Origin of the sequence: Candidatus Borrarchaeum sp. (assembly GCF_019058535.1) — an archaeon.
GTDB lineage: Archaea > Asgardarchaeota > Sifarchaeia > Borrarchaeales > Borrarchaeaceae > Borrarchaeum > Borrarchaeum weybense.
In genome coordinates, this window is record NZ_JAHPYX010000043.1 from 1 (window position 1) to 21,823 (window position 21,823).

Annotated in this window: 19 protein-coding genes and 1 pseudogene; 8 read left to right on the forward strand and 12 right to left on the reverse strand. The window is 36.2% G+C overall.

All coding sequences use genetic code 11. The features are described 5' to 3' along the window. The 3 genes and pseudogenes from QVB70_RS02310 to QVB70_RS02320 all read left to right on the forward strand — a co-directional run. Nucleotides 1–560: pseudogene (locus QVB70_RS02310) on the forward strand (orc1/cdc6 family replication initiation protein); the annotation flags it as partial. 21 nt (nucleotides 561–581) lie between these two features. Further along, nucleotides 582–908: a winged helix-turn-helix domain-containing protein gene (locus tag QVB70_RS02315; protein ID WP_287582965.1), complete on the forward strand. Its 327-nt coding sequence runs from the start codon at nucleotides 582–584 to the stop codon at nucleotides 906–908. Nucleotides 909–1,123: 215 nt separating this feature from the next. Further along, nucleotides 1,124–2,437, forward strand: a complete 1,314-nt coding sequence (locus tag QVB70_RS02320; RefSeq protein ID WP_287582966.1) for a hypothetical protein — start codon at nucleotides 1,124–1,126, stop codon at nucleotides 2,435–2,437. A gap of 32 nt (nucleotides 2,438–2,469) precedes the next feature. Here QVB70_RS02320 and QVB70_RS02325 read toward each other — a convergent pair whose 3' ends face one another. Genes QVB70_RS02325 through QVB70_RS02335 form a run of 3 tightly spaced genes read right to left on the reverse strand, consistent with a single transcriptional unit; the run spans nucleotide 2,470 to nucleotide 5,459 of the window. Further along, on the reverse strand, nucleotides 2,470–2,727 hold the full coding sequence (locus QVB70_RS02325; protein ID WP_287582967.1) for a hypothetical protein: 258 nt from the start codon (nucleotides 2,725–2,727) through the stop codon (nucleotides 2,470–2,472). Next, nucleotides 2,727–3,815 carry a hypothetical protein gene (locus QVB70_RS02330; protein WP_287582969.1) on the reverse strand — a complete coding sequence of 363 codons (1,089 nt, stop codon included), beginning with the start codon at nucleotides 3,813–3,815 and terminating at the stop codon, nucleotides 2,727–2,729. The genes QVB70_RS02325 and QVB70_RS02330 overlap by 1 nt, the downstream gene beginning before the upstream one ends. Before the next feature lie 12 nt (nucleotides 3,816–3,827). After that, nucleotides 3,828–5,459, reverse strand: a complete 1,632-nt coding sequence (locus QVB70_RS02335) for a DUF87 domain-containing protein (protein WP_287582971.1) — start codon at nucleotides 5,457–5,459, stop codon at nucleotides 3,828–3,830. 510 nt (nucleotides 5,460–5,969) lie between these two features. Between QVB70_RS02335 and QVB70_RS02340 the strand changes: the two genes are divergently transcribed. Then, nucleotides 5,970–6,299, forward strand: a complete 330-nt coding sequence (locus tag QVB70_RS02340) for a hypothetical protein (RefSeq protein ID WP_287582972.1) — start codon at nucleotides 5,970–5,972, stop codon at nucleotides 6,297–6,299. A 130-nt stretch (nucleotides 6,300–6,429) separates the two neighbouring features. Then, nucleotides 6,430–6,615 (forward strand): hypothetical protein, encoded by a 186-nt coding sequence (locus QVB70_RS02345; protein WP_287582974.1) that lies wholly within the window; start codon nucleotides 6,430–6,432, stop codon nucleotides 6,613–6,615. Between the two features lie 57 nt (nucleotides 6,616–6,672). Here QVB70_RS02345 and acnA read toward each other — a convergent pair whose 3' ends face one another. The 7 genes from acnA to QVB70_RS02380 form a co-directional block, all read right to left on the reverse strand. After that, nucleotides 6,673–9,423 carry an aconitate hydratase AcnA gene (gene acnA / locus QVB70_RS02350; RefSeq protein ID WP_287582976.1) on the reverse strand — a complete coding sequence of 917 codons (2,751 nt, stop codon included), beginning with the start codon at nucleotides 9,421–9,423 and terminating at the stop codon, nucleotides 6,673–6,675. Between the two features lie 52 nt (nucleotides 9,424–9,475). Beyond that, complete coding sequence (locus QVB70_RS02355; RefSeq protein WP_287582978.1) at nucleotides 9,476–10,051, reverse strand: flavodoxin family protein; 576 nt, start codon at nucleotides 10,049–10,051, stop codon at nucleotides 9,476–9,478. A gap of 6 nt (nucleotides 10,052–10,057) precedes the next feature. Next, nucleotides 10,058–10,627, reverse strand: coding sequence for a flavin reductase family protein (locus tag QVB70_RS02360; protein WP_287582979.1), 570 nt, complete (start codon nucleotides 10,625–10,627; stop codon nucleotides 10,058–10,060). A 70-nt stretch (nucleotides 10,628–10,697) separates the two neighbouring features. Continuing rightward, nucleotides 10,698–11,531, reverse strand: coding sequence for an SDR family oxidoreductase (locus QVB70_RS02365; RefSeq protein WP_287582981.1), 834 nt, complete (start codon nucleotides 11,529–11,531; stop codon nucleotides 10,698–10,700). Nucleotides 11,532–11,653: 122 nt separating this feature from the next. After that, complete coding sequence (locus tag QVB70_RS02370) at nucleotides 11,654–12,694, reverse strand: hypothetical protein (RefSeq protein WP_287582982.1); 1,041 nt, start codon at nucleotides 12,692–12,694, stop codon at nucleotides 11,654–11,656. 43 nt (nucleotides 12,695–12,737) lie between these two features. Continuing rightward, nucleotides 12,738–13,355: an FmdE family protein gene (locus QVB70_RS02375; RefSeq protein ID WP_287582984.1), complete on the reverse strand. Its 618-nt coding sequence runs from the start codon at nucleotides 13,353–13,355 to the stop codon at nucleotides 12,738–12,740. Between the two features lie 9 nt (nucleotides 13,356–13,364). Next, the gene (locus QVB70_RS02380; RefSeq protein ID WP_287582986.1) at nucleotides 13,365–14,003 is read right to left on the reverse strand and encodes a DUF2225 domain-containing protein; all 639 of its coding nucleotides are present in this window, start codon (nucleotides 14,001–14,003) and stop codon (nucleotides 13,365–13,367) included. Between the two features lie 269 nt (nucleotides 14,004–14,272). Here QVB70_RS02380 and glgP point away from each other — a divergent pair, with 269 nt between their 5' ends. Then, complete coding sequence (gene glgP, locus QVB70_RS02385; protein WP_287582988.1) at nucleotides 14,273–16,045, forward strand: alpha-glucan family phosphorylase; 1,773 nt, start codon at nucleotides 14,273–14,275, stop codon at nucleotides 16,043–16,045. Nucleotides 16,046–16,127: 82 nt separating this feature from the next. Here the strand turns inward: glgP and QVB70_RS02390 are convergent, their stop codons facing one another. Beyond that, entirely contained in the window at nucleotides 16,128–17,375 is a 1,248-nt protein-coding gene (locus QVB70_RS02390) for a glycosyltransferase family 4 protein (RefSeq protein WP_287582990.1), read from the reverse strand. Nucleotides 17,376–17,561: 186 nt separating this feature from the next. Between QVB70_RS02390 and QVB70_RS02395 the strand changes: the two genes are divergently transcribed. Then, the gene (locus QVB70_RS02395) at nucleotides 17,562–18,992 is read left to right on the forward strand and encodes a phosphoglucomutase/phosphomannomutase family protein (protein ID WP_287582991.1); all 1,431 of its coding nucleotides are present in this window, start codon (nucleotides 17,562–17,564) and stop codon (nucleotides 18,990–18,992) included. A 321-nt stretch (nucleotides 18,993–19,313) separates the two neighbouring features. Here the strand turns inward: QVB70_RS02395 and QVB70_RS02400 are convergent, their stop codons facing one another. Continuing rightward, nucleotides 19,314–19,787 (reverse strand): HAD hydrolase family protein, encoded by a 474-nt coding sequence (locus QVB70_RS02400; protein WP_287582993.1) that lies wholly within the window; start codon nucleotides 19,785–19,787, stop codon nucleotides 19,314–19,316. Between the two features lie 631 nt (nucleotides 19,788–20,418). Here QVB70_RS02400 and QVB70_RS02405 point away from each other — a divergent pair. After that, a partial coding sequence (locus tag QVB70_RS02405) for a M56 family metallopeptidase (protein ID WP_287582995.1) occupies nucleotides 20,419–21,823 on the forward strand: 1,405 nt, incomplete at its 3' end.

Consider the following 21,823-nt stretch of genomic DNA (forward strand, 5'->3'; position numbering starts at 1 on the left):
ATTCTGCTTCTCAACTTGTGGATATTCTACAGGAGCGGGCAACTGAAGCATTGTTTGACTACGCAGTCAATTCTGAGGTTCTCAATCTCATTGCCGATATTGCCAGTGAACGAGGTGATGCTCGTTTTGCTCTGGAACTCTTATGGCGCGCCGGAAAATATGCTGACCGTGATAGAGTCCCCTCTATTCTTCCAGAGCATGCTCGACTGGCCAAAGCTGATGTTCATCCGCGCGTTAGAAAAGATTTCTTTCATGAATTGTCACCACATCAGCAATTAGTATTATTGGCTATTATCCGCCAATTGAAAAAACACGAAGCCGCCTATACGACCACAGGAGATGTTGAAATCAACTACAATGTTATCTGCGAAGAATATGATGAAACTCCACGAAAACATACCCAACTGTGGGAATACATTAAAGAACTTGAACAATTGGGCATTATCACAACTAAGATCTCAAGCAAAGGTATACGTGGTAAAACCACTTTAATTGGATTGCCAGATGCACCACTGTCCCTACTCGAAAAAGAACTTCAAAATAATCTAAAAGAGTATTAAAAATAAGGGAGTATATAAGAAATGACGCTTGATTTGTCAAATATTCTTACTCAACAAGAACCATTTCCACCTATAGAAGAAGTGCTTTCTTCAAAAGGAAAAATTAAAATTCTAAAGATTTTAACCCTTTACGATGAATTAAACATCTCTGAGATCGTACGAAAAGCGCAACTTAACCATGCCACTGTTACTCAACATCTTGATTACTTTAAATCCATCGCAATTGTAGAAGAAAAAGCATTTGGACGAATAAAAATCTATCAGTTAACAGATGACATAAAAGTCAGAGTCATTCGTGAATTAATAGAATTCTGGGAACGATCAGAGTCCTCATCCGCATTAAAATGATAATGCTGTAATTGATGAACTAAAAGCGTTTCAGCATTAGAAATCAATTATTTTTTCCTTTGAGTGAACAGAAGTTTGTGTATGAAGTGCTATTGCCTTCAAAGAAAATTGTGGTGCTTAAATAGTAGACAATATACTTTTTAATGAATAATAATGAGTTCGTGGACTTTACAGCCGAAAATTGATAAAAATCTTATTTTGATGAGGCGGGAATTGTGAGAGCCATAATTAAAGAAGAGAATATCGATTTAGAGACTCATAGTTTTTTACGAGAATGTGGCATCACGGCTGTAGTTTTACTCAAATTTGATCTTGCAATGGGACCATATATCGCTTTTAAAAGCGTGTATGAGCAAAATGTAAATAGTATAAGACCCCTAGAAGATCCTGAATATCTTGCACAATTTTATGTTGGCATTTCAGGAACTGAAATGGATACTCTCGAAAAAAATGAAGAACGAATCGTCATTGCTCGCCAAAAACACGTTATAGACGCCACACATGTTACTGATGTTCTACTTCTCTGCATAGACAATGAAATATCAACTTCTTCGGCTATTACCTTTGCTCAAGAACTAATAACTAATTCGAATGCTGAGCCTCATCACCTTGAAGAGTTACTTGTACAACTTAAAGAAACGGCACCGGATTTGGAATTCCAATTGAAAATTCACCCTCAGAGGATACCTTTAGAACTACAAAGCTTGAATAGAGCTCAAAAATCGAATAAATTAACAAAATTTAAAAAATTTGTAACCAAGCCTTTGGATTTATTTCAAAAAATAGAAACTAATGAAATTGAGCTCATGTTCACGCAATTACGTAAATCTATGTTCTTCATTCGAATACCTTTTGAGGATCTAGATATCACTCGCTTTTTTGAAACTTTTCTCACCCAAATTTCAATAGATAAGAATACTGTCTTTTCTATTGAAATGATCCAAATTAATGCGAGATTCTATTTAGTTATGACATTAGTTTTACCACCCAATCAAAGAAATTTTATAGAACGTTTAGCTGGCAGTTTGAATATGAGAGGCTTTTCCATCTCACTTGTAAAAGAAAAAGATTTGAAAAAACATTGGATTGCACCCTTAGGGATCACGAACGGTACATCAATTCGAATCTCGCGAAAACACAAAAACTATATTCAAGTGCTTAATTCACCACAGCGTTTGATCTCCTTGTATAAAAGCAAGACAATACTACCACTCACCTTAACAACACTTACACAAATTCAAGAATCATTGTGTACTACTATCCTCTGTAGAGGTTTAAAGAAGAATAAGGCTTGTGTTGAGATACTATTTGCAAAAGTACACTCGTCTAAAGCAGAGATCGATCAATTTGAGCTTCCTAAAGAACTTTCTAGGTATTTTTTTAAAGTAAAAGGTAGACGAGCATTAACAGACACGATAAAGGCCCTATTATTAAGAGATTGTTCGAAAGGTATTAAACTCTCATTAAAAGAATTATATGAATTCTTTCTAGGAATAGATTTAGTAAATCTTGAAAAACTTGTTAAATAATACAAATTCCAAAAAATATTGCTACCAGGTTATCAAGAAAGAATGATTCTTTCTACTTGTTTTTCTTTAGATATTTCGTTAAACAAACTAGAGAAGTGTTCCTCGGCAGTTTTTAGTTCCTCAAATTCATAAAAATCATTAATTTTTGTTTCTTCAGAAATAAAAAGAAAGTATTTATCACCACAGCCTCGAATTAAACACAAGAATGTGTCTTCATCAAAGCAGAAGCTTTGAATTAATTCCCATCTGCACCCGCTAGAGACTTTTTTTACCAATGTTTCTACTACCATTAAACATTCCCTCCTTCATTCATGGCAGTTTTATGTGTTGATCTATCACTTTTCATGTATGATTTTATGCTAAGATCGTCCCAATACTCCATAGATTCCTCTGCCGTGCACTCCGAAAAGATGGTTTTTTCCGCTTTTGCTAGAATTCCTTCATTTTCTTTTGTGCAAGAAGTCACTTTCGCGTACAAATTTGGATAATTCAATAGGTTATGTGCGCGGATTACTTCCTCATCGACATTGCTACTCTTAAAGTCGTTTGTACGTATACGTGTTGGATGCTTCAATGTAGGTGAAAAAATCAGACATTCCTGTGATCTTATACGCTTCAGATAGTTAACTTGTCTCTCGTCTAAGTTCATGTATTTTTGAAGTAATTCTGCATCTTTTGTCAATTGAAATGAAATGATAGTGTAACTATTGGCTAGACTGTTCTCAGCGAAAAGAGGACGTGTCCCTACGAAGACGAAACCAACTCCATATGCTCGTAATAATATGCTAAGATCTTCAGTTGGTGTTGCATCAATGCTCGTCTGTTTTCTATATAACTCAGGAACAAGAAACTGACATTCCTCTACCACAATTAAGTTGCGTAACTGCTGCTGAAGCCCTCGCTTAATGGAATTAGCCCCATATAAGCGCACTAAAATATTCATTAAAAACCTAATATCATCCTTTGGAACGCGTTGAGACTGAAGGAAACCTAAATCAATAATAACCTTCTTTTTAATGAGTTCATCAAAAGATATGTTCGATCTACTTACATCAAAGATTTCTTTTAGTACACCTCGAATAAACTTGTTTAGACGATTTTGCAATGCAGTAACTGTCTTCTCCAAATATGAAAACTTGTTCTTGTATTGTATCGCATAGTTATCAAGCGCTTTCAGAAAGCCTTTAAATCCGTTGAGGCGTGCTGTTGTATCTGCAATATATTCATCAAGAACGTCTTTAAGCACGCGCTCCATTTGTACTGAAAGATCAATATCCTGTTGAAACATAGTAGAATAAACTTCACGTATGAGGGAAAATACTCTGTCTGCATGTTCCTCAGGAGAAAATCCGCAAGGATCGAAAATATTTATCTGCATTGGTGCATATTCTTAACCTGGAGCAAATATTAGGATATCATTTTGTATCTCACGTGGAAATAGAGGAAGCAATTGTGTGTATTCAGATTTATAATCAAAAATAATCCAGTCAATCAGTGGGAATTCACTTGAGAGCAATAGAACAATATTTTTTGTAAGACACGTTTTTCCACTTCCGATCAACCCAATAACTGTTGTATTGCGTCTTAAATCTTCAATTTTAACTTTTAAAGGCTGTAAAATCTTATCTCTAGAAACAACATGCCCAATTTCTATTCCTTCAACTAGGTCAGTCACTTCAAGAGGTATCTCAAACTCTGGAATAAAATTGCTGTCTATTCCACGTACTGGTTTCTCTGGTAGATGTGTAAACGGCGATAAGTGAAATATATTCATCTTGGTTTCATTTTCTATCGATAATTTCATTCCAGCACGTTTATATGCGCGTCTAAGTTTTCTACCTTCTAAAATAGACGTTTTAATACCATAATGAACTCCTGAATAAATAGTATTGAGTGAATTTTCAATGTTTAATGTCACACGCCTACATATTTCTTCATCTTTTGCAGAGACTAAGACATAAGTCGATACTTTAGTAAATCCAGGTTGCATTTCATTTAGATATTCTAAGGATTCCTGCTTTTTCTGGCTTTTAAAAAAGTTCACGGGTTCATTAATTAAAGCAATGTCGTTTGTATCCGTTATTAGTTGTTCTAATTCTTTTTCACGAATATTAAAACTCTTGAAATTCGTCACGAAATTTATTTCTGCTTGTAAACTAAGACAATGCCTGATAAATTGGTCGTGTTGTGTTATTACCCTGTGTGGTTTTTTCTCAGGTTGACCTTCAACAGCAATAATAGAAACATGACGAATATCATGAGATGATATTATTTGGGAGATTCCCTGAACATAAAGCACCGATCTGTCTTGTCCGTGTCTTAAGAATTTAGGTAGTACTGTAAAAGCTGATAATTCTTTTTCAGACACGATTTCACTTTCAACCTCAAATGAAAGCGATTCAAGACTCCCTTTCATGCGATTAAGAGCGGATTGGGCTGCTTCTATTGCTTTGTTTTCCCTTCTACCTGTTCCAAAAACATATCGTCTTATCTTGACGGTTCCTCCTTCTTTTATAGAAATCTCATGTGCACCTTGTTTACACTTCTTTAGGTATGCTGAGATATCTTCATTTTCATATTTTTGAAAATTTGTGCTTTTTGAAACATCTTGGAATATAGAGGGACGTTGTGCATAGTTCATAACTTCCCTTGACAGACTTTTGATTTCTAACGCTTGAATCACGAAATATCTGTCTGGAAACATGAAGAAAGCAAAAATACTAAATAGCCACATAAATTTACGAATAAAATTCGGCAATGGAAGCTTTCGCTGGAAAATGATTCTATTTGAACCAAGTGAATGTAATTCGTACTCTGAAAAGATACGAACACTAAGAACACTGATAAGAGCAAAAATGACGAAAGTAATAACGAATGGATAATCGAAAATTTTGGATCCTAAACTTAATGAAGTAAAAGGAAATTGAGCAAGTACATTCTTGAAAACGAAATAGTCTAGAAAATAGATTGCAAAACTTGAACAAAAAGTGAAAAAAAGCATATGAATAATGATCGCTTCCATTTTCTCCTTAAACAAACCCTCTGAAAACCTTGAGTGTTTTAATACAACATATATAGAGAAAAAGAAGCAGGAAATTACTATAATGAACAAATGTACGATATTAATGAACATTTAACAAGCCTCAAGATCTTCAACTAAAGAAAAAAGAGTAAAAGATTTCAAAAAGTAAAGACATTTGCATACTTCATCAAAAAAACATTTAATCATGGCCAATGTCCGCCTGAATGTAATAATTAACTCTCATAAAATATTACTATGTTTTAGCGTTTCAAATACTGAATTTTAATGAATTATAAAAGATCAACGACTTTTTTATAAATAAGGATTATTTTAAAAAGAAAATGAGTTATCTAAAGCTCAAATTAAGTTTATGGAGTCCTCAGTGAAAGTATTAGCTACCAAAAAATTTGCAGAATTATCTAAATCATATTGAACGAGAATTTCGTTAAAAATCGAGGGGCTTAATAATATACTCCAATTATCATCTTCAGTTAAAGTTGAGGACAAGAAATGAGATATCTAAACGCAGTATTAGGATTAATCCTTCATGTCATAATTATAATTCTCGCTTATCTACCGTTATTTGTACGATGTCTCAATTTGGGGTTCCATGAAACCTATCCTGTACTTATCCTTTTTTGGCTTCTATCTCTCAATGAGTTATTGTTGGCTATAACTCCACCTTCAGTTTTAGTCTTGCCAGTATGCTCGTTTTCAATTAGTATGGTTATTGGCTTTTTTTTCACTCATATTTTTCCATGGGTTTATCCTTTTCTTGTATTCGGATTCATTCTTTTTGTACTGGGACTTCTCCTTCAGTTTTTGATAACCTTAATTTGATCTGAAAGAATTACAAAAGTCGTGAGGTTTTTATATCTACATGCATGTAGCTTGTAAAGATTTTACAAATAAGAAACCTCTATTATGGGAATTCTTAAGGAGACTAAATACATAGAGAAAGGTGTGTTAAATGATAAAGAAGTTTTTTCAGAATAAACGAGGTTCTCCTTTGATTGAAGAGGTTATGTTAATCGGAATGGCCATTCTTATGTTTGCACTGGTAATCAGTTTGATATTTGATATCTTTAATTGGACTGGTGCATCAACCTCCGAACTCTATCAAGAACTGGCCAATCTTTGGAGTGAGTTTCGTTGATGAAAATATTGTCTAAGGACAATATCTTCCAGTTCATGTTATTAAGGATCTAGGGATTTAACTATTATTAACCAGATTTCTTAGAACTGTATGCAATATACCGCCGTTACAGTAATATTCCACCTCAATAGGCGTGTCTAATCTTATAAGAACTTGAAATTTTATCTCATTTGCCTTCTTATCCTTAGCAATAACAGTTAACTCTCCTTTTGGCTCAATGTTCCTGATACCTAAAATATCGTAAACTTCATCGCCTTTTAGACCTAGTTTATTGGCGTTCTCTCCTTCCATGAACTGTAAAGGTAAGACCCCCATTCCTAATAAATTGCTTCGGTGAATTCGCTCAAAAGATTCGGCTATTACTGCTTCAACCCCTAAAAGTTGTGTGCCTTTAGCCGCCCAATCACGAGAACTTCCAGTACCATATTCTTTGCCTGCAATGATAATAAGCGGTAAATTTTTCTCTTGATAACGCATTGAAGCATCGTAAATCGGTATTTCCTCACCAGTTAACTGAAATAAAGTCCATCCGCCTTCCTTGTCATGAACCATTTTGTTTCTGAGACGTATATTACCAAATGTGCCTCGCATCATCACATCGTGATTGCCTCGTCTTGATCCAAAAGAATTGAAATCATCGATTTGAACTCCTTGGGATATTAGATACAAACCCGCTGGTTCATTAGAGGGAATTGCGCCTGCAGGGGAGATATGATCTGTTGTAATGGTATCACCTAGAAGTGCAAGTAACCTAGCATCTTTAATATCATCTTTCTCAGGGGGCTCAAGCGGGAAATCAATAAAGAAGGGAGGCTCCTGAATATATGTTGAATTTGGATCCCATTCATAGAGTTTTCCTACTGGAACATCAAGTTCCTTCCAGAGTTGTGTACCTTCAAAGATTTCAGAATATTGTGTGTCAAACATCTTGGCATCAACAGTTTTTTCCACAATTTCTTGGATTTCTTCAGATGTTGGCCAGATATCTTTGAGATATACTGGATTACTATTAGGATCATAACCTAATGGCTCTCTTATTAGATCTATATTTATTGTACCTGCTATAGCATATGCAACTACTAGAGGCGGCGAGGCGAGATAATTTGCTTTAACAAGAGGATGTATCCTTCCTTCGAAATTTCTATTTCCACTGAGAACAGCAGCTACTACTAAATCATTTTCTTGAACAGTTTTTGCTATTTTTTCGGGAAGAGGCCCGCTGTTACCAATGCAGGTTGTGCATCCATAACCTGCTAAGTGGAAACCCAAAGCTTCTAAGTATGGTAAGAGTCCTGATTCTTTAAGATAGTCAGTCACCACTCGAGAACCGGGCGCAAGGCTTGTTTTAACGTGGGAGCTGACCTTAAGCCCATGTTTTACTGCCTTTCTCGCTAATAGTCCTGCTCCCAACATTACTGAAGGATTTGAAGTATTTGTACATGATGTTACAGCCGCGATCACAATTGAACCATTAATAATATCAGACGATTTGAAATGATCTACTGGACTTGTTACGCTGTAATCTTTTACATTATCCTCCAGCAAGCGTTTATAGTTATGGTTTTCTAACTCTTTCCTAATTTCTATTTTCTTGCCGAAAGTTCTATCCATAGCTTCCAGAAATGTGTTCTTCATCTCGCCAAGAGGTATGCGATCCTGTGGTCTTTTCGGTCCCGCTAGGCTTGGTTCTACAGTTCCTAGATCTAATTCTAATGTTTCGCTGAAAAGTGGCTCAGGTGCATTCTCGGTCAAAAAAAGGCCTTGTTCAATGGCATATAGTTTAACTAATTCAACTTGCTCCTTCTTCCTTCCAGTTAACAAAAGGTAATCTAATGTCTTTTCATCAATTGGAAAGAAGCCGATTGTTGCGCCATACTCTGGTGACATGTTGGCGATGGTAGCCCGGTCAGGCAGGCTAAGCTTACTGACTCCTGATCCATAAAATTCAACGAATTTGCCTACAACGCCATGTTCCCTTAGTATTTGAGTAACCCTAAGGACAAGATCTGTGGCTGTTACACCTTCTTTTAATTCACCATATAACTTAACACCGACTACTTCTGGAACTGGCATATAATAAGGTTGACCAAGCATAACAGCCTCAGCTTCTATTCCACCTACACCCCAACCCAAAATCCCTAAGCCATTTATCATAGTTGTATGAGAATCAGTACCAACAAGATTATCTGGATAGGCAACTAACTCACCGTTTACATTTCTTAACTGAACAACTTTGCCAAGATATTCCAAGTTTACTTGGTGTACAATTCCTCTTCCAGGAGGAACAACTCGAAAGTTATCGAAATTTAACTGAGCCCAGCGTAGGAGCGCATAACGCTCGCGGTTACGTTCAAACTCCTTTTTCTCGTTAAATTGTCTGGCATATGATGTGCCAAAATAATCAACCTGAACAGAATGATCAATTACAAGATCTGCGGGTATAAGAGGGTTAATATTAGCAGGATTTCCACCAAGTCTTTTAATGGCTGATCTCAAGGCTACAAGATCAACTACTGCTGGGACTCCAGTAAAATCTTGCAAAACTACCCTTGCCGGAATGAAAGGAAGCTCACGTTCAAGTGTTTTATCAGGACTCCACTTAGCTAGTGCTTCTACATCTTCTTTAGTGACAATTCGACCGTCGATCTGACGTAAGAGTGCCTCTAATAGTATTCTAATAGAATAAGGAAGACGAGAAACGTTTCCAATCCCTATCTCTTCAAGTTTGCTAAGACGGTAGATTGTAATTTTTTTTTCATTGAGCTCAAGAGTATCTTTAGCCCCAAAAGCGTCTATGTTTGAACTCATAGCTTTCACCTTGATATCCACATTTAAAGTAGCAAGAACTCTTAGGAGTTCATTAGTCATGGATTTTCTTTAACAACCAGGCCATGTTTTGACCGAGTACCTTCATTGTACGTAAACCTTCTTCATCTTGTTCAACTTCTCCTTTGTTGCGACCGATTCCCATATTCCAGTAACTAGAACCAGGAACCAACCACTGCCCTATTAGGAAGAAATGGTTTATAGAATCGAAGGCATGGATTGAACCAGCTCGCCGAACTGCAACGACTGCAGCACCGACTTTACGCTTAAACATATCATCATTTGCTCTTGCAACTAATCCAGCACGATCAATTAGTGATTTCATTTCTGAAGTTATGTCTGCAACGTAAGTAGGTGAACCCAAGATTACGCCGTCAGCATCAAGCATTTTTTCAATGCATTCATTAGCTATATCATTTTTTACGGAGCATTGCTTATCCTTATTTTCGAAGCATTTGTAGCAAGCGATACAACCATTGATTTTCTTACCGGCTAGTTGAATCATCTCAGTTTCAATACCTTCATTCTCAAGTTCTTGGAAAACATGCTTGATAAGTATAGCGGTGTTTCCATCCTTACGTGCGCTTCCATTGAATGCCACAACTTTCATTTTATTTTACTCCTTTTTTAATTTCTTGCCGATTCCCCACGCTTTACCTAAATATTCACCTACAGCCCAGAAACTGTTATCAGGCATGGTTAAAACGAATGGGTTGATTTTTTTGATATCAGGTTTGCCATCCTTGGTGAGATATTTCTCCTCAGTATAGGCTGCAACTATCTCACCAATATACAAATTATTTGTAGGAAGTTCGTGGATATCAAAAAGTCTACACTCAATATTCATTCGGCATTGTTTTATCATTGGGGCAGTTTTCAATTCTCCGTAAAATACATCAAAAAGGTCTGATTTATCGGTTTTTCTTCCTGAAACCAGTCCACAATAATCCGTTTCTTCAATCATCTCAATGCTTGGAATGTTTACACTGAAGGTTTCGTTCTCTCGAATACCTTCTGATGTATAATGCCGATTATTTATTCCTGCAACAAGTAGTGGCGGTTTGTAATTGCATCTGTTGATCCACCCCACAGCCATAAAATTGGGGCGTCCTCCGACGTTTACACCAACCAACGTCATTGGCATGGGATATACAAAAGCTGTAGTTCCGATATTGATTTTTTCCATTATCATTTTGCTCCATTACCTATTTATTGTGAATTTATCATTTTATCTTTAATTCTATATGAAGTTTTTCTTAGTGGCTATCCAATTGTGTGAGTTCTACACTAATGTCCCATAATTTTTGAGCAATTACTTCGTCATATGACTCTGTTGACGACTTTGCTACTTTTTTTCTTATGAAATATTTTCCAGTTACATTTTCGACATCGGGAGACGTAGCTAAGAAAATCGAAGTTTCTGCGCCCCTGCGAAGTTTATTGAAAGATTTTGAGGATATCTGGTGTTCTACATGAGTAGTTGATCCAATATTAGTATCAATAACGCCTGGGTGTAAGCAATTTACAGTAACATTTGTATGCTTTAGTCTTTTGGCTAGTTCATAAGTAAAAAGTATAAGGGCTAGTTTAGATTGGCTGTATGCTGTCCATGCGTCATATCTATTTTCATTTTGAAGATCGTCAAGATTAAGATGAGACCATGTATGAGTTGCGGATGAAACATTAATAATCCGTGCCGGTGCACTGGCTTTGATTGTATCAAGTAGTAAATGTGTAAGTAAGAATGGTGCTAAGAAATTAACTGCAAAGGTTGTTTCAATTCCATCTATCGTCACTGAACGATTCTGAAGCAAAACACCAGCATTATTAATCAGTACATGGAGGTTTTGATATTTACTTTTGAAATCGGCGACCAACTGTATCATAGCCTTTTGTGATGACAGATCGGCAATCAACAGATCAACTGATTGATTCCCTGTTTTTTCACGAATTTCTTCCCTTGCATCCTTTCCCCATTTTTGATTACGACAAACCATAATCACTGTTGCATCCATTTCTGCCAAACCTAGAGCTGTTGCTTTCCCAATTCCAGAATTAGCTCCTGTGATCATGCAAATTTTTCCGTTCATGTTGAAAACCACCCTCATCACCCAAATACTATTCTTTGAATAAAGGCAAAAGAGATTATATCATAATATCTATCTAGGCATTAGTTCTAATGAACAACTCTACCAATAAAATTGCGTTTGTATTATCCTCTTAATGCCCGATATGTCATATAAATGAAGATTACTGGTCCAAAAAGAAAGATTGCAAGAAATGCAATTGTAGAGATGATCAAGAATGGTTGCGGAATAATACAAAATACTACTGATAATCCCACGAATAAACCACTATAGATAAGAAAATCTCTGAAATTGAATAAGCGTTCTTTGAAGTACGAATCATTTAATGGTATTTCATTCTCAATTGGTTTGCTAAACTTGACAAGTAAAATAATAGCCAGGTAAATTAATATCATTAAAATGATCGGTAAGAAACCTGGAATTCGTTCTGGAACTAAAATGAAGAAAGTAACAACGTATAATATTGCCAGATATACTATAGTGACAATAAAACCCGTTTTCCCAAGTTGCAAAGAATGAATTGAAAACGATTGTCTTTGAGCTAGTTTTGTAAAAAGTACAATTAATACTACTGTTCCGAGTGATGCTCCAATTGTCAGTAGAACATTATAACCAGTATTTAACGACAAAAAGAGTGAACCAATAATAACTAACAATATAATGAATACGATATTTTTTCTCTTCGGATAAAGATATTTAGCATGATTTGGAAGAATTTCTGTAGTGATTTGTTCAGAGTTCTTGTTTTCTGTTACAAAAACTTGAAACACCATTATCGGCATAATAAACGCTAAAAAAGGATGCCAAAAGAACACCAAAGTCGAAAATTCAAGGATAGCAATTCCACCTATAGTACCAAGTATAGGATCCTGCCCGATATAACCCGCCCAGAGAACTTTAGTTATCCAAGATTCATATAAAGCAAATAACATACCCCACAGATACAATTGATGCATTGAGGTGCGTTTTGTTCGAAAGGCAAGATTGAGAAAAAATATTGTATGAGCAAAATATAGTGGCCATGTCACAATCAGCGACCAGGGATCAATAAACCAAAGCCGAGTTGCAGACGCACCGGAAAAAATTTCTGCAAAGAACATCGATAATGTACCAATTAGGAGAAAAGAAATCAATCTTGTCTTTGATGTTGACTCTGTTTGAATCATATTTTAAAACCGGACAAACAACTACAAAAAGATTCCCGATAACTCATTCACCGGCAAGTTCTCGTTCCCAGCAAGGGATGCAGTAAAATTTGTCATTTAAAACCCTTGCTCTAGTTTCCATGACCATGAGCCCGCATTTTGAACATTTTACTGAATTAAGAATCCGAGCACGCTCTGGAATCTTGATATCAACATTTTTGACGACGAAAAGTTCATCATCGGAAATAGTCAGCAGTTTTTTCAGCATATCTTGTCTAGCTTTTCGTAATACGGCGTTTTCTTCTTCAGTCAAAGGTATGTTCTGATTCTGTTTTCGCAATATCTCACGTCTCTGTTCTGATTCCTCTTGAAAAACATCTGCTTTAAGTTCGATTCTTATTTGTTTCCCAGAATTCCGTTCTATGAACGTATAGGCATGAAGACCGTGATCTTGAAACACCAGATTTCCTTTACCAAAAGTCGTACCATTTATGTACTGGATTGCGTCGACTGCGCAAGTATCATTCTCCACGATTGCTACTAGTTCTTCATCCCCACTACGATCAAGTTTAAGTTCCTTTCTGGCTAATATTGCGACTCTGTATCCTATAACAACTCCAGGACAAAAGTGTCCATGAAATTCAACTGCATTTTTCAATTCCAAGGGGATTTCTTCTTGCATAATATTTCCTCAAAGGTTTTCTTTGGGTTTTGCTTTTTGTTGAATTGCTAGTTTATATGTAAATTTTTGATCTTTATTATTTTCAGTTAAGGCAATTACTTCGTCAAACATTTCATTTGCTGTTTCTTTGTTCCCAATTCTACGGTTTATCTCTGCCATTAAGTATTTAGTTGCAAAACCCCGGTCACTAGGAACTTGTCCTTTACCAACCGCCTTTTCGAAGTAGTCTAAAACAATCGCTCCAAATCTTTTTTCTTCTTCATTGCTTTCTGCCCACCAGTATGGATCTATCCAGTTATTTGCAAGGGCAAATTCATCTTTCTTAGTTAGTTCCAATTCATTCATCGCTTCTAGGCATAACATTGCGCGTTCAAGTTTTTTTGATAACGAATTTCTTGAAAGAGAACCCATTTCATTAATCTTTTTTCTCAATTCTGCATTTTCCACTTTAGCATCAAACATTTTTTTAGGCGCACAGAAACCACAATTAGGACAAAGATGGTAAAAAAATCTCACAGGATTAAAGCCCCAATAATTAGGTCGAAAATCTGTGCGCTTAGATCCATATCCACAGCTTCCTATCTCATTGCTAGTAAAGAGGTTGTCGCAAATTGGACACGTAAGGGAAATCGGGTAAAGAGTAGTCATGGTTAAATACTTAGTTTAAACAAAATTAAATCTTTGCAGATCAATTAACAGGAAATTTTCTCTCGAAAGAAGGCTAGATTATTTAACGTCAACCAAATCGGAGCTCCTTTCTATTAATCCATTGACTTATTTGCTATTATCAATAGATACACACTAATTCTTTTAACCAAAGTTTGCAAAGTATTGATAAACTAAAGGAACTATGACTAACATCATAATCCAAAATAATTTAAAAAATTTCAACTCTTTATGAGCTGAGAGGTGGTCTCATGGTCGTGAGAGATCCATTCTGTGGAATGCCTGTAGATCCCGAAAAATCAAAATTCAAGGTTGAGGTTTGGGGGAAAGTATATTACTTTTGCAACGAGCGTTGTATGCACGGTTTTCTAGAAGCTCCCAGGATCGCATATTTTTCTATGGAAATTGGTATAAAAAGCGAAATCCCTACTTATAGTGGGGGCTTAGGAGTATTAGCGGGAGATACAATACGCTCCAGCGCTGATTTAAAAATTCCCTTAGTTGCAGTTACACTAGTTAGTAGGAAGGGGTATCTAAAACAAAGAATTACTGAAAAAGGAGAACAAATAGGATCTCCCGATGAGTGGAATCCTTCAAAATTTATGAGCTTGCTGCCATCTGATGTAAGGGTACGAATCAAGGGGAGAGATATAGGAATTAGGGCTTGGCTTTATGAGCATCAAAGCCTGACGGGCGGTGTAGTCCCAGTAGTGTTCCTTGACACGGATATTGAGAAAAACGCCCCTGAAGACAGAGCAATTACGGACTATCTTTACGGAGGTGACGATAAATACCGATTAAAACAAGAAATCGTCCTGGGAATTGGTGGCATAAAGATACTTGAAGCACTAAATTTAAACATAAAGAAATATCATATGAACGAGGGTCATTCAAGCCTTCTCACTTTGGAATTGTTAAGAAATAATGGGATGAACCCTGATAAGGTAAGAAATCAATGTGCTTTTACTACTCATACACCAGTTGAAGCAGCATTTGATAAATTCTCTTATGACACCGTTCAAGAATTATTGGAGAACGAATATCCATTAGAAATTCTGAAGGAATTTGGGGGGCGGGATAGACTTAATATGACTCTTTTGGCTTTAAATCTAAGTCAGCATGTAAACGGAGTAACTACAGCCCACATGAATTATTCGCAAAAGCTTTTTCCAGGATACCATATCAGTGCAATAACTAATGGTGTTTACTCATATTTGTGGACTTGCCAGTATTTTAGAAAACTGTATGATAAGTATATACCGGGTTGGGCGAATGAGCCTGAACTTCTCGTGAGGGTTGATCCAATCCCAGATGATGAGTTATGGGATGCTCATTTATTAGCAAAGAATGATCTTTTCAACTTTTGTAAAGAAAGAACAGATATAGAACTGGATATCGACATATTGACGATAGGATTCGCCAGGAGAGCTACGGAGTACAAGAGAGCCACGTTACTTTTCTCGGATTTGATGCGACTAAAAAAAATAAATAAGAGAGGAAAAATACAGTTGATTTTTGCCGGAAAGGCGCACCCTAAGGATTTGGGTGGTAAAATGCTGATTAAAAAAATCTATGACTACATGACTCAACTGAAAGATGAGATCACTATCGTGTATCTAGAAAATTACAATATAGACATCGCTACTAAGCTTACCTCTGGAGTTGATGTTTGGTTAAATACGCCTCTACCTCCCTTTGAGGCGTCTGGGACAAGCGGAATGAAAGCTGCACATAATGGCGTAATGAACTTTAGTGTGTTAGATGGCTGGTGGATTGAAGGCTGCATTGAAGGAGTTACTGGTTGGTCTATAGGTCCCCCGCCAGATGAAATTATTGGAGATAAAGAAAGAAGAACCAGAGAATTGGACGATCTTTATTCCAAACTAGAATATATAATCATTCCTACATTTTATAAAATGAGAGATGAATGGATGGATCTGATGACGAATTCTATTGGAAAGATCGCTTATTACTTTAACAGCCACCGGATGATGCGAAGATATGTCACAGAAGCGTACCTGTAGATATATCAACTTTTATTTATTTTAAGATTTTGAATGCCCGAAAAGTTGTTTCTTTGCAACATCAAGTACTTTATTAAGGATCTTATTGAAGATCATGATATATTCGAACGGTTTGTTCAGCTACTTTCTTCCACGTAAAGTACTGCAGAACTCTTTGACGCCCATTTTCACCCCATATTTTCGCTCTCTCACTATCTTTCAATACTTCTTTGACACCCCATGCGATGTCTGCGGGGTACTCGCCGTTCACATGAATACCATTTTGACTAGGACCCGAAGGTACAATCTGTTCTCGGAAGCCGACGATACCATGGGCTCCAACCACAACAGGCTTCGCCATAGCCATAGCCTCTAAGCTAACTATGCCGAAAGGCTCATAAACTGATGGAAAAATACAGACATCAGCAGCAGCGTAATGTAGGATTCTTTCGTCTTCAGGTACAAATTCGAAACGACAAACTAACTTATCATTAATTCCGAGTCGATTTGCCGTCTCAGTGATATCTTTCTGTTCTTCTCCCTTACCTAAAATTACCAGTTTTGTCTGGGGATATTCCTTTAATATCATTGGCATAGCCTGAATAAGATTTCTCACTCCTTTAACCCATGTTAGTCGGCCTAAGAAAAAAAGCATATTTTCATTTTCTTTGATATCATATTTGCCTCGAATTTTTTCAATAGCCTCTGGAGTATATTTATTAGGGTTGTAACGTTCTGGATCAACACCGTTCCAGACTGAACTTATTTTTGTTTCAGGCCAGCCATGTCGAATAAGATCATCTCTCATTACATGGCTAACAGTAATTACGCGATCTGCGAACTGGGAAGTCGCTGACTCAAAATGAGAAACTACTTCAGAGCCGTGTCCTCCGCTTCTTCCCCACTCAGTGCTGTGAACATGAAATACAACTGGTATGTTTGTTTCGTTTTTAATTATGATGCCAGCAATACTGCTTAGCCAATCATGAACGCACACTAAATCGAATTTATAGTCTTCTTTCTTGATTAATTCGTTGATGAATTTGGTTGCACTAAGAATATTATAAATAAAGATGTCGTTAAAGAATTGGATGTTTGTCCCCCATTTTTTTAAGTCATCGGTGACAAAAATTGGTAAAACATTGCTTGCATCAGCAATTATAGGGCGATGGACTTCTACACCCTTCAAGATCTCTCTTGTCTTCAAATCGCCTGTATTGAGCGTAAAAACAGAGACATCGTGACCTAACTCAACGAATTCGTGAGTTATGTATTCTGCATATGTACCTAAACCGCCTACAATTCTCGGTGGATACTCATAAACAAAAAAACCAATTCTTAATGGATTCACCCTCTTACAATTTATATTATACTTAAATGCATATAACATCAACTATTTCCATATTAATAACTGTCTGTGACTGTTAATCACCAGTCACATTCATTTAAAATAACATTTTTCGTTTTTAGAACTATGTGTGCTAGCAAAATATGTCTAATGATCTTGAAGTTAAATCCTTTTTAATCGGTGAGAACTGTGACCACAATCCAATTTGGAACTGATGGTTGGCGTGCCATTATAGACCGAGATTTCACACTAACTAACGTAAAAATTGTCGCTCAAGCTATAGCAGATTATATGAAGAATCATAATTTAGATGGAAAAGGAATTATAGTAGGATACGACACAAGAAAGGGATCGCAACATTTCGCAGAAGGTGTATGCAGGGTAATGCTTGGGAATGCTATCAGTACATTCGTCACTGAAAGAGATGCACCTACGCCTGTCACAGCTTTTGAGGTCCTCAACGAAAAAGCAGGCGGCGCAGTGATGATTACCGCTTCACATAATCCACCAGAATGGAATGGCATTAAATATATTCCAGACTATGCAGGTCCTGCCTTACCTGATATCACTGAAGAAATTACCAAAAACATTGACCAAGTTCTTAAAGCCAAAACAGTAAAGGAGACTTCTATCGAGAGAGGAACAAAAAGACATCTTTTCAAATCAATTGATCCCAAGATACCGTATACCGAATTCGTTGAAAAACAGATAGATCTTGCAACTATGAAGAAGGCAAAATTGAAAATTGTTATTGACCCAATGCACGGAACCGCCAGAGGCTACCTAGATTACATCTTGCGCGATTTAGGATGCGAGATCACGATAATTCATGATGACCTTGATCCTACTTTTGGAGGCGCACGCCCAGAACCTCTTCCAGAGTTTCTCGTCAGCCTAAAGAGTAAAGTTGTCAGTCTTAAAGCTGATTTAGGTTTAGCAACGGATGGTGATGCTGATCGATTGGCTGTCTTTGACAGTGATGGTACTTATTTAGCAGCAAATCAACTACTACCTCTTTTATATGACTATCTCATCAAGATAGGCAAGAGAGGAGGAGTCGTTCGCAGTGTATCTACAACCCATTTCGTCGATCAAATCGCCAAAAAGCATGGTTTTCCTGTTTATGAGGTGCCTGTTGGATTCAAGTATGTAGGACAATATTTACGTGAACAGGATGTTATTATTGGTGCGGAAGAAAGTGGTGGCTTTAGTTTTAAGGGACACATATCTGAAAAAGATGGGATTTTTACATGCATTAAAGTAGCGGAAATGAGAGCTAAACTTGGAAAACCTCTCTCACAATTGTTTGACGAATTGCAATCTGAATATGGATCATTTTGTAGTGGAAGAAATGAAGTCCAATGTCCAGAAACGCAAAAACAAGTTGTTATGGAAAGATTATCTTCGACTATTCCTGACAAGATTATTGGGATAGCGGTGTCGATGGTGAATCGAATAGATGGGTTAAAGTTAATCTTGGAAGATGGAGGATGGTTGCTCATCCGACCTTCAGGAACTGAATCCATTCTTAGAATCTATGGAGAAACTAGCACTAAAGAGACTTTAAAAATGCTGCTGAAAGCTGGTAAGAGTCTCGTTTCTAAAGCGCTAAATGAATAAGCCTTGGCTCAAATTTGACAACTTGATGAAATCTCAGATTCATTAACTAATTTTCCTTAAGAATAGAGCTACACTCTGCAAAATAAGTAATTCTCTCGTTAACAAATTTATAAAAAATCCTTTAAGGAAATTCTACGACAAGAAAGACTAACTAAAAAAAGTAGAGGGTGTATAAAAGAATTTGAAAGTTGATTTGTCTCTTATACGCTCTTTCTGATCTCTATTTCAGCGAAGGTTTCTATTCCATTATGTTTTTTCTCAAAATCTTTTTTACCAAACTTTATTAAATCATTTTAGTAGAAAAGTAAAAGTTCAAAGCAATTATCTACGCAATGTTGATCTTAGTTTATTAGTATCAAGAAACAAGTCTAACGCATACGCTGGGTCAGTAACTAGGATATCTGCAACATTAATTGTCTTGAACGCTGCACCTTCTCTCCCTATTACAGCAATGCTGATTTTCGCTTCTTCAAGCATTTTGTTATCATTAACGCCATTGCCAATAGCTGCGGTATTTTCAACACCTAATTGCAAGATCAGTTCCTTCTTTTCTTCATCTTCTGGTTGTTCTAATTTCAAGTGATAGGTGTCAACTCCTAATTCTTCTCCTATTTCTTTCAAGTTTCCCCGAGAATCTGACGAAGCAATAATTACTCTGACCTTGTTCTTTAACATCTTTAATTTCGCTTTGACCTCATTACTAATCTGCCCTGTCATGGCTAATGTGCCGTTAAGATCGCATATAATTTGTTGAATCATAATTTTTTCCATGCCTGGTATTTCAATTACAATCATTTGTTTTTCCCGCTTCAGTTATTCATCTTTAATATATCATTTTTTTACAAAATTCCATAATGTTTCAAACAAAATCAAGAAGTGTAAGACAATCCGCATTTTTTTTGTGAATTATATGATTCCAAAATTAGTAAAATATCTTTTAACACCTCTATTTAACTATAGTTACTGTGTAATCGCGTTTTTATAATATTTTGTTACTGTTACATAACAGACACATATAATTAAGAATTTAATTCTGCATTGTCCATTTATACATTTCGAATTACGAAACTAACTGGAAGATGCTATGCAATAGACGCTTTTGAAAATATAAATGCACTAAATCTATTGAAGGCATATAAAGTGGATACTGATAGTGGGGATTATGAATTAAGAAGGACAATAGTGATCATAATAGTTTTATTATTATTTATAGCGTTTGCCTTGGTTCATGGATAATATAAAACACAGAATAACTTAATATTGTCTATTTTATGCGCTAACGCAAATGAAGTGAATGACGTACTTCAAAGTTGAGTTACATAATTTTAAATGGAGGATTTGTCAGTAAACGAAACACAAATAATTTTCTATTCTATTTCTGGACATATTTTTTGAGGGTAAAATCATTTGAAGGAGCATGGGTTTTATGACACTCACTCAACAAGAATCTGAAAGGCATTTTTTTATTGATACTGAAACTACACCTGGATACTTGCGCCATCTTCCAGAATTTCTTGAAAATTATTACGTTCTACAACACAAAGAGTTTCGCGCCGTTAAATATATGCGCAAATTTCAAATTGATAAACGATACTATCTTATTTTTAGGGTATTTGTACCAAAATCATCTGATTATGTTGACGTAACGGTAGAGACTAGTACAGAAGTAGGTCATCCAATTCATGTGATAATGAATCTTAGTCGGCCCACAATTTCCTATACGTTTTTACAAAGAATTTATGATGACCTTCTCATTAATGTCCAATTCTTCGAAGAATATGCCAGACAATTCACGCTTTATTTAGCATTTATTCCAGGGCAAAAAGTTACAGAAGAACGACATGGGCGGAACATCTTTCAGAAGTTATTTACCGATTCGATGGTTAATATATTCATATTTTTTATCCCCATTGCTTTTATAGCATTTGCACTGCTTGGCCCATTAATCGCCCCAATCGTTATCGTAGCGGCAGAATTAGTTATAATTGCATTTGCTGGAAAATTAATCGCAGTAACTTCAGATTGGAAAATTACGAAAGATCGCCCTGAAGTTACAATACTTGAATATACCTTGACGGAAGAGGAAGCGATTATTTTAAGAAAAAGACACAAAAAAGCACTTCCTAAAATTAGAAAGGAAATTTATGACAAAACGTTAGCAGTAGGCGAGCCAATAAGTTGTGAGGTCGCTCACGACGTTTTCCAGAAATACGAAATAGAGTGTACTCCCGCATATTTCTCTATCAAGACGATAAATCTATATAATCTTGTCAACTCTGCGGCAAAAAAGTTCAATTTATCAATTCCAACGATAGTCGTAAGTAATGTATTAGCAGCTAATGCGGCAGCTACTGGTCTTAATTCAAGAATTGGGACTATGTTAGTAACTACGGGCGCTTTAGTCCAATTAGAAGAGGATGACCTTCTTCAGGTTGTTGGTCACGAATTAAGCCACCTTAAGGGGCACGATCCAGTCATTATATTTTTACTTGTGTCTCTAGAATATTTGGGACGGATATATATAGTAACGTTCATTCCACAACTCGCAAATGTAATTCAGAGTTTGTCCTTGCTTTACTATATCGTGCTTATTGGAACGATCTTTTTTGTGGGCAAATTTTTTGAGGCAAAGTGCGATTTAGAAAGTGCAATATACTTGAAAGATCCAAAACTTTTGGCAAATGCTTTGAGAAAAATAGGATTTAGGCAGTTGGTTCATAAGGGGAGAGTCTCGTTTTCTCTATTGGGCTGGCTTCGATTAGATCCTCATCCACCGATTGGTTGGCGCATTAGACGATTGGATGAGATTGAGGATCCTAGTCGGATAAAGC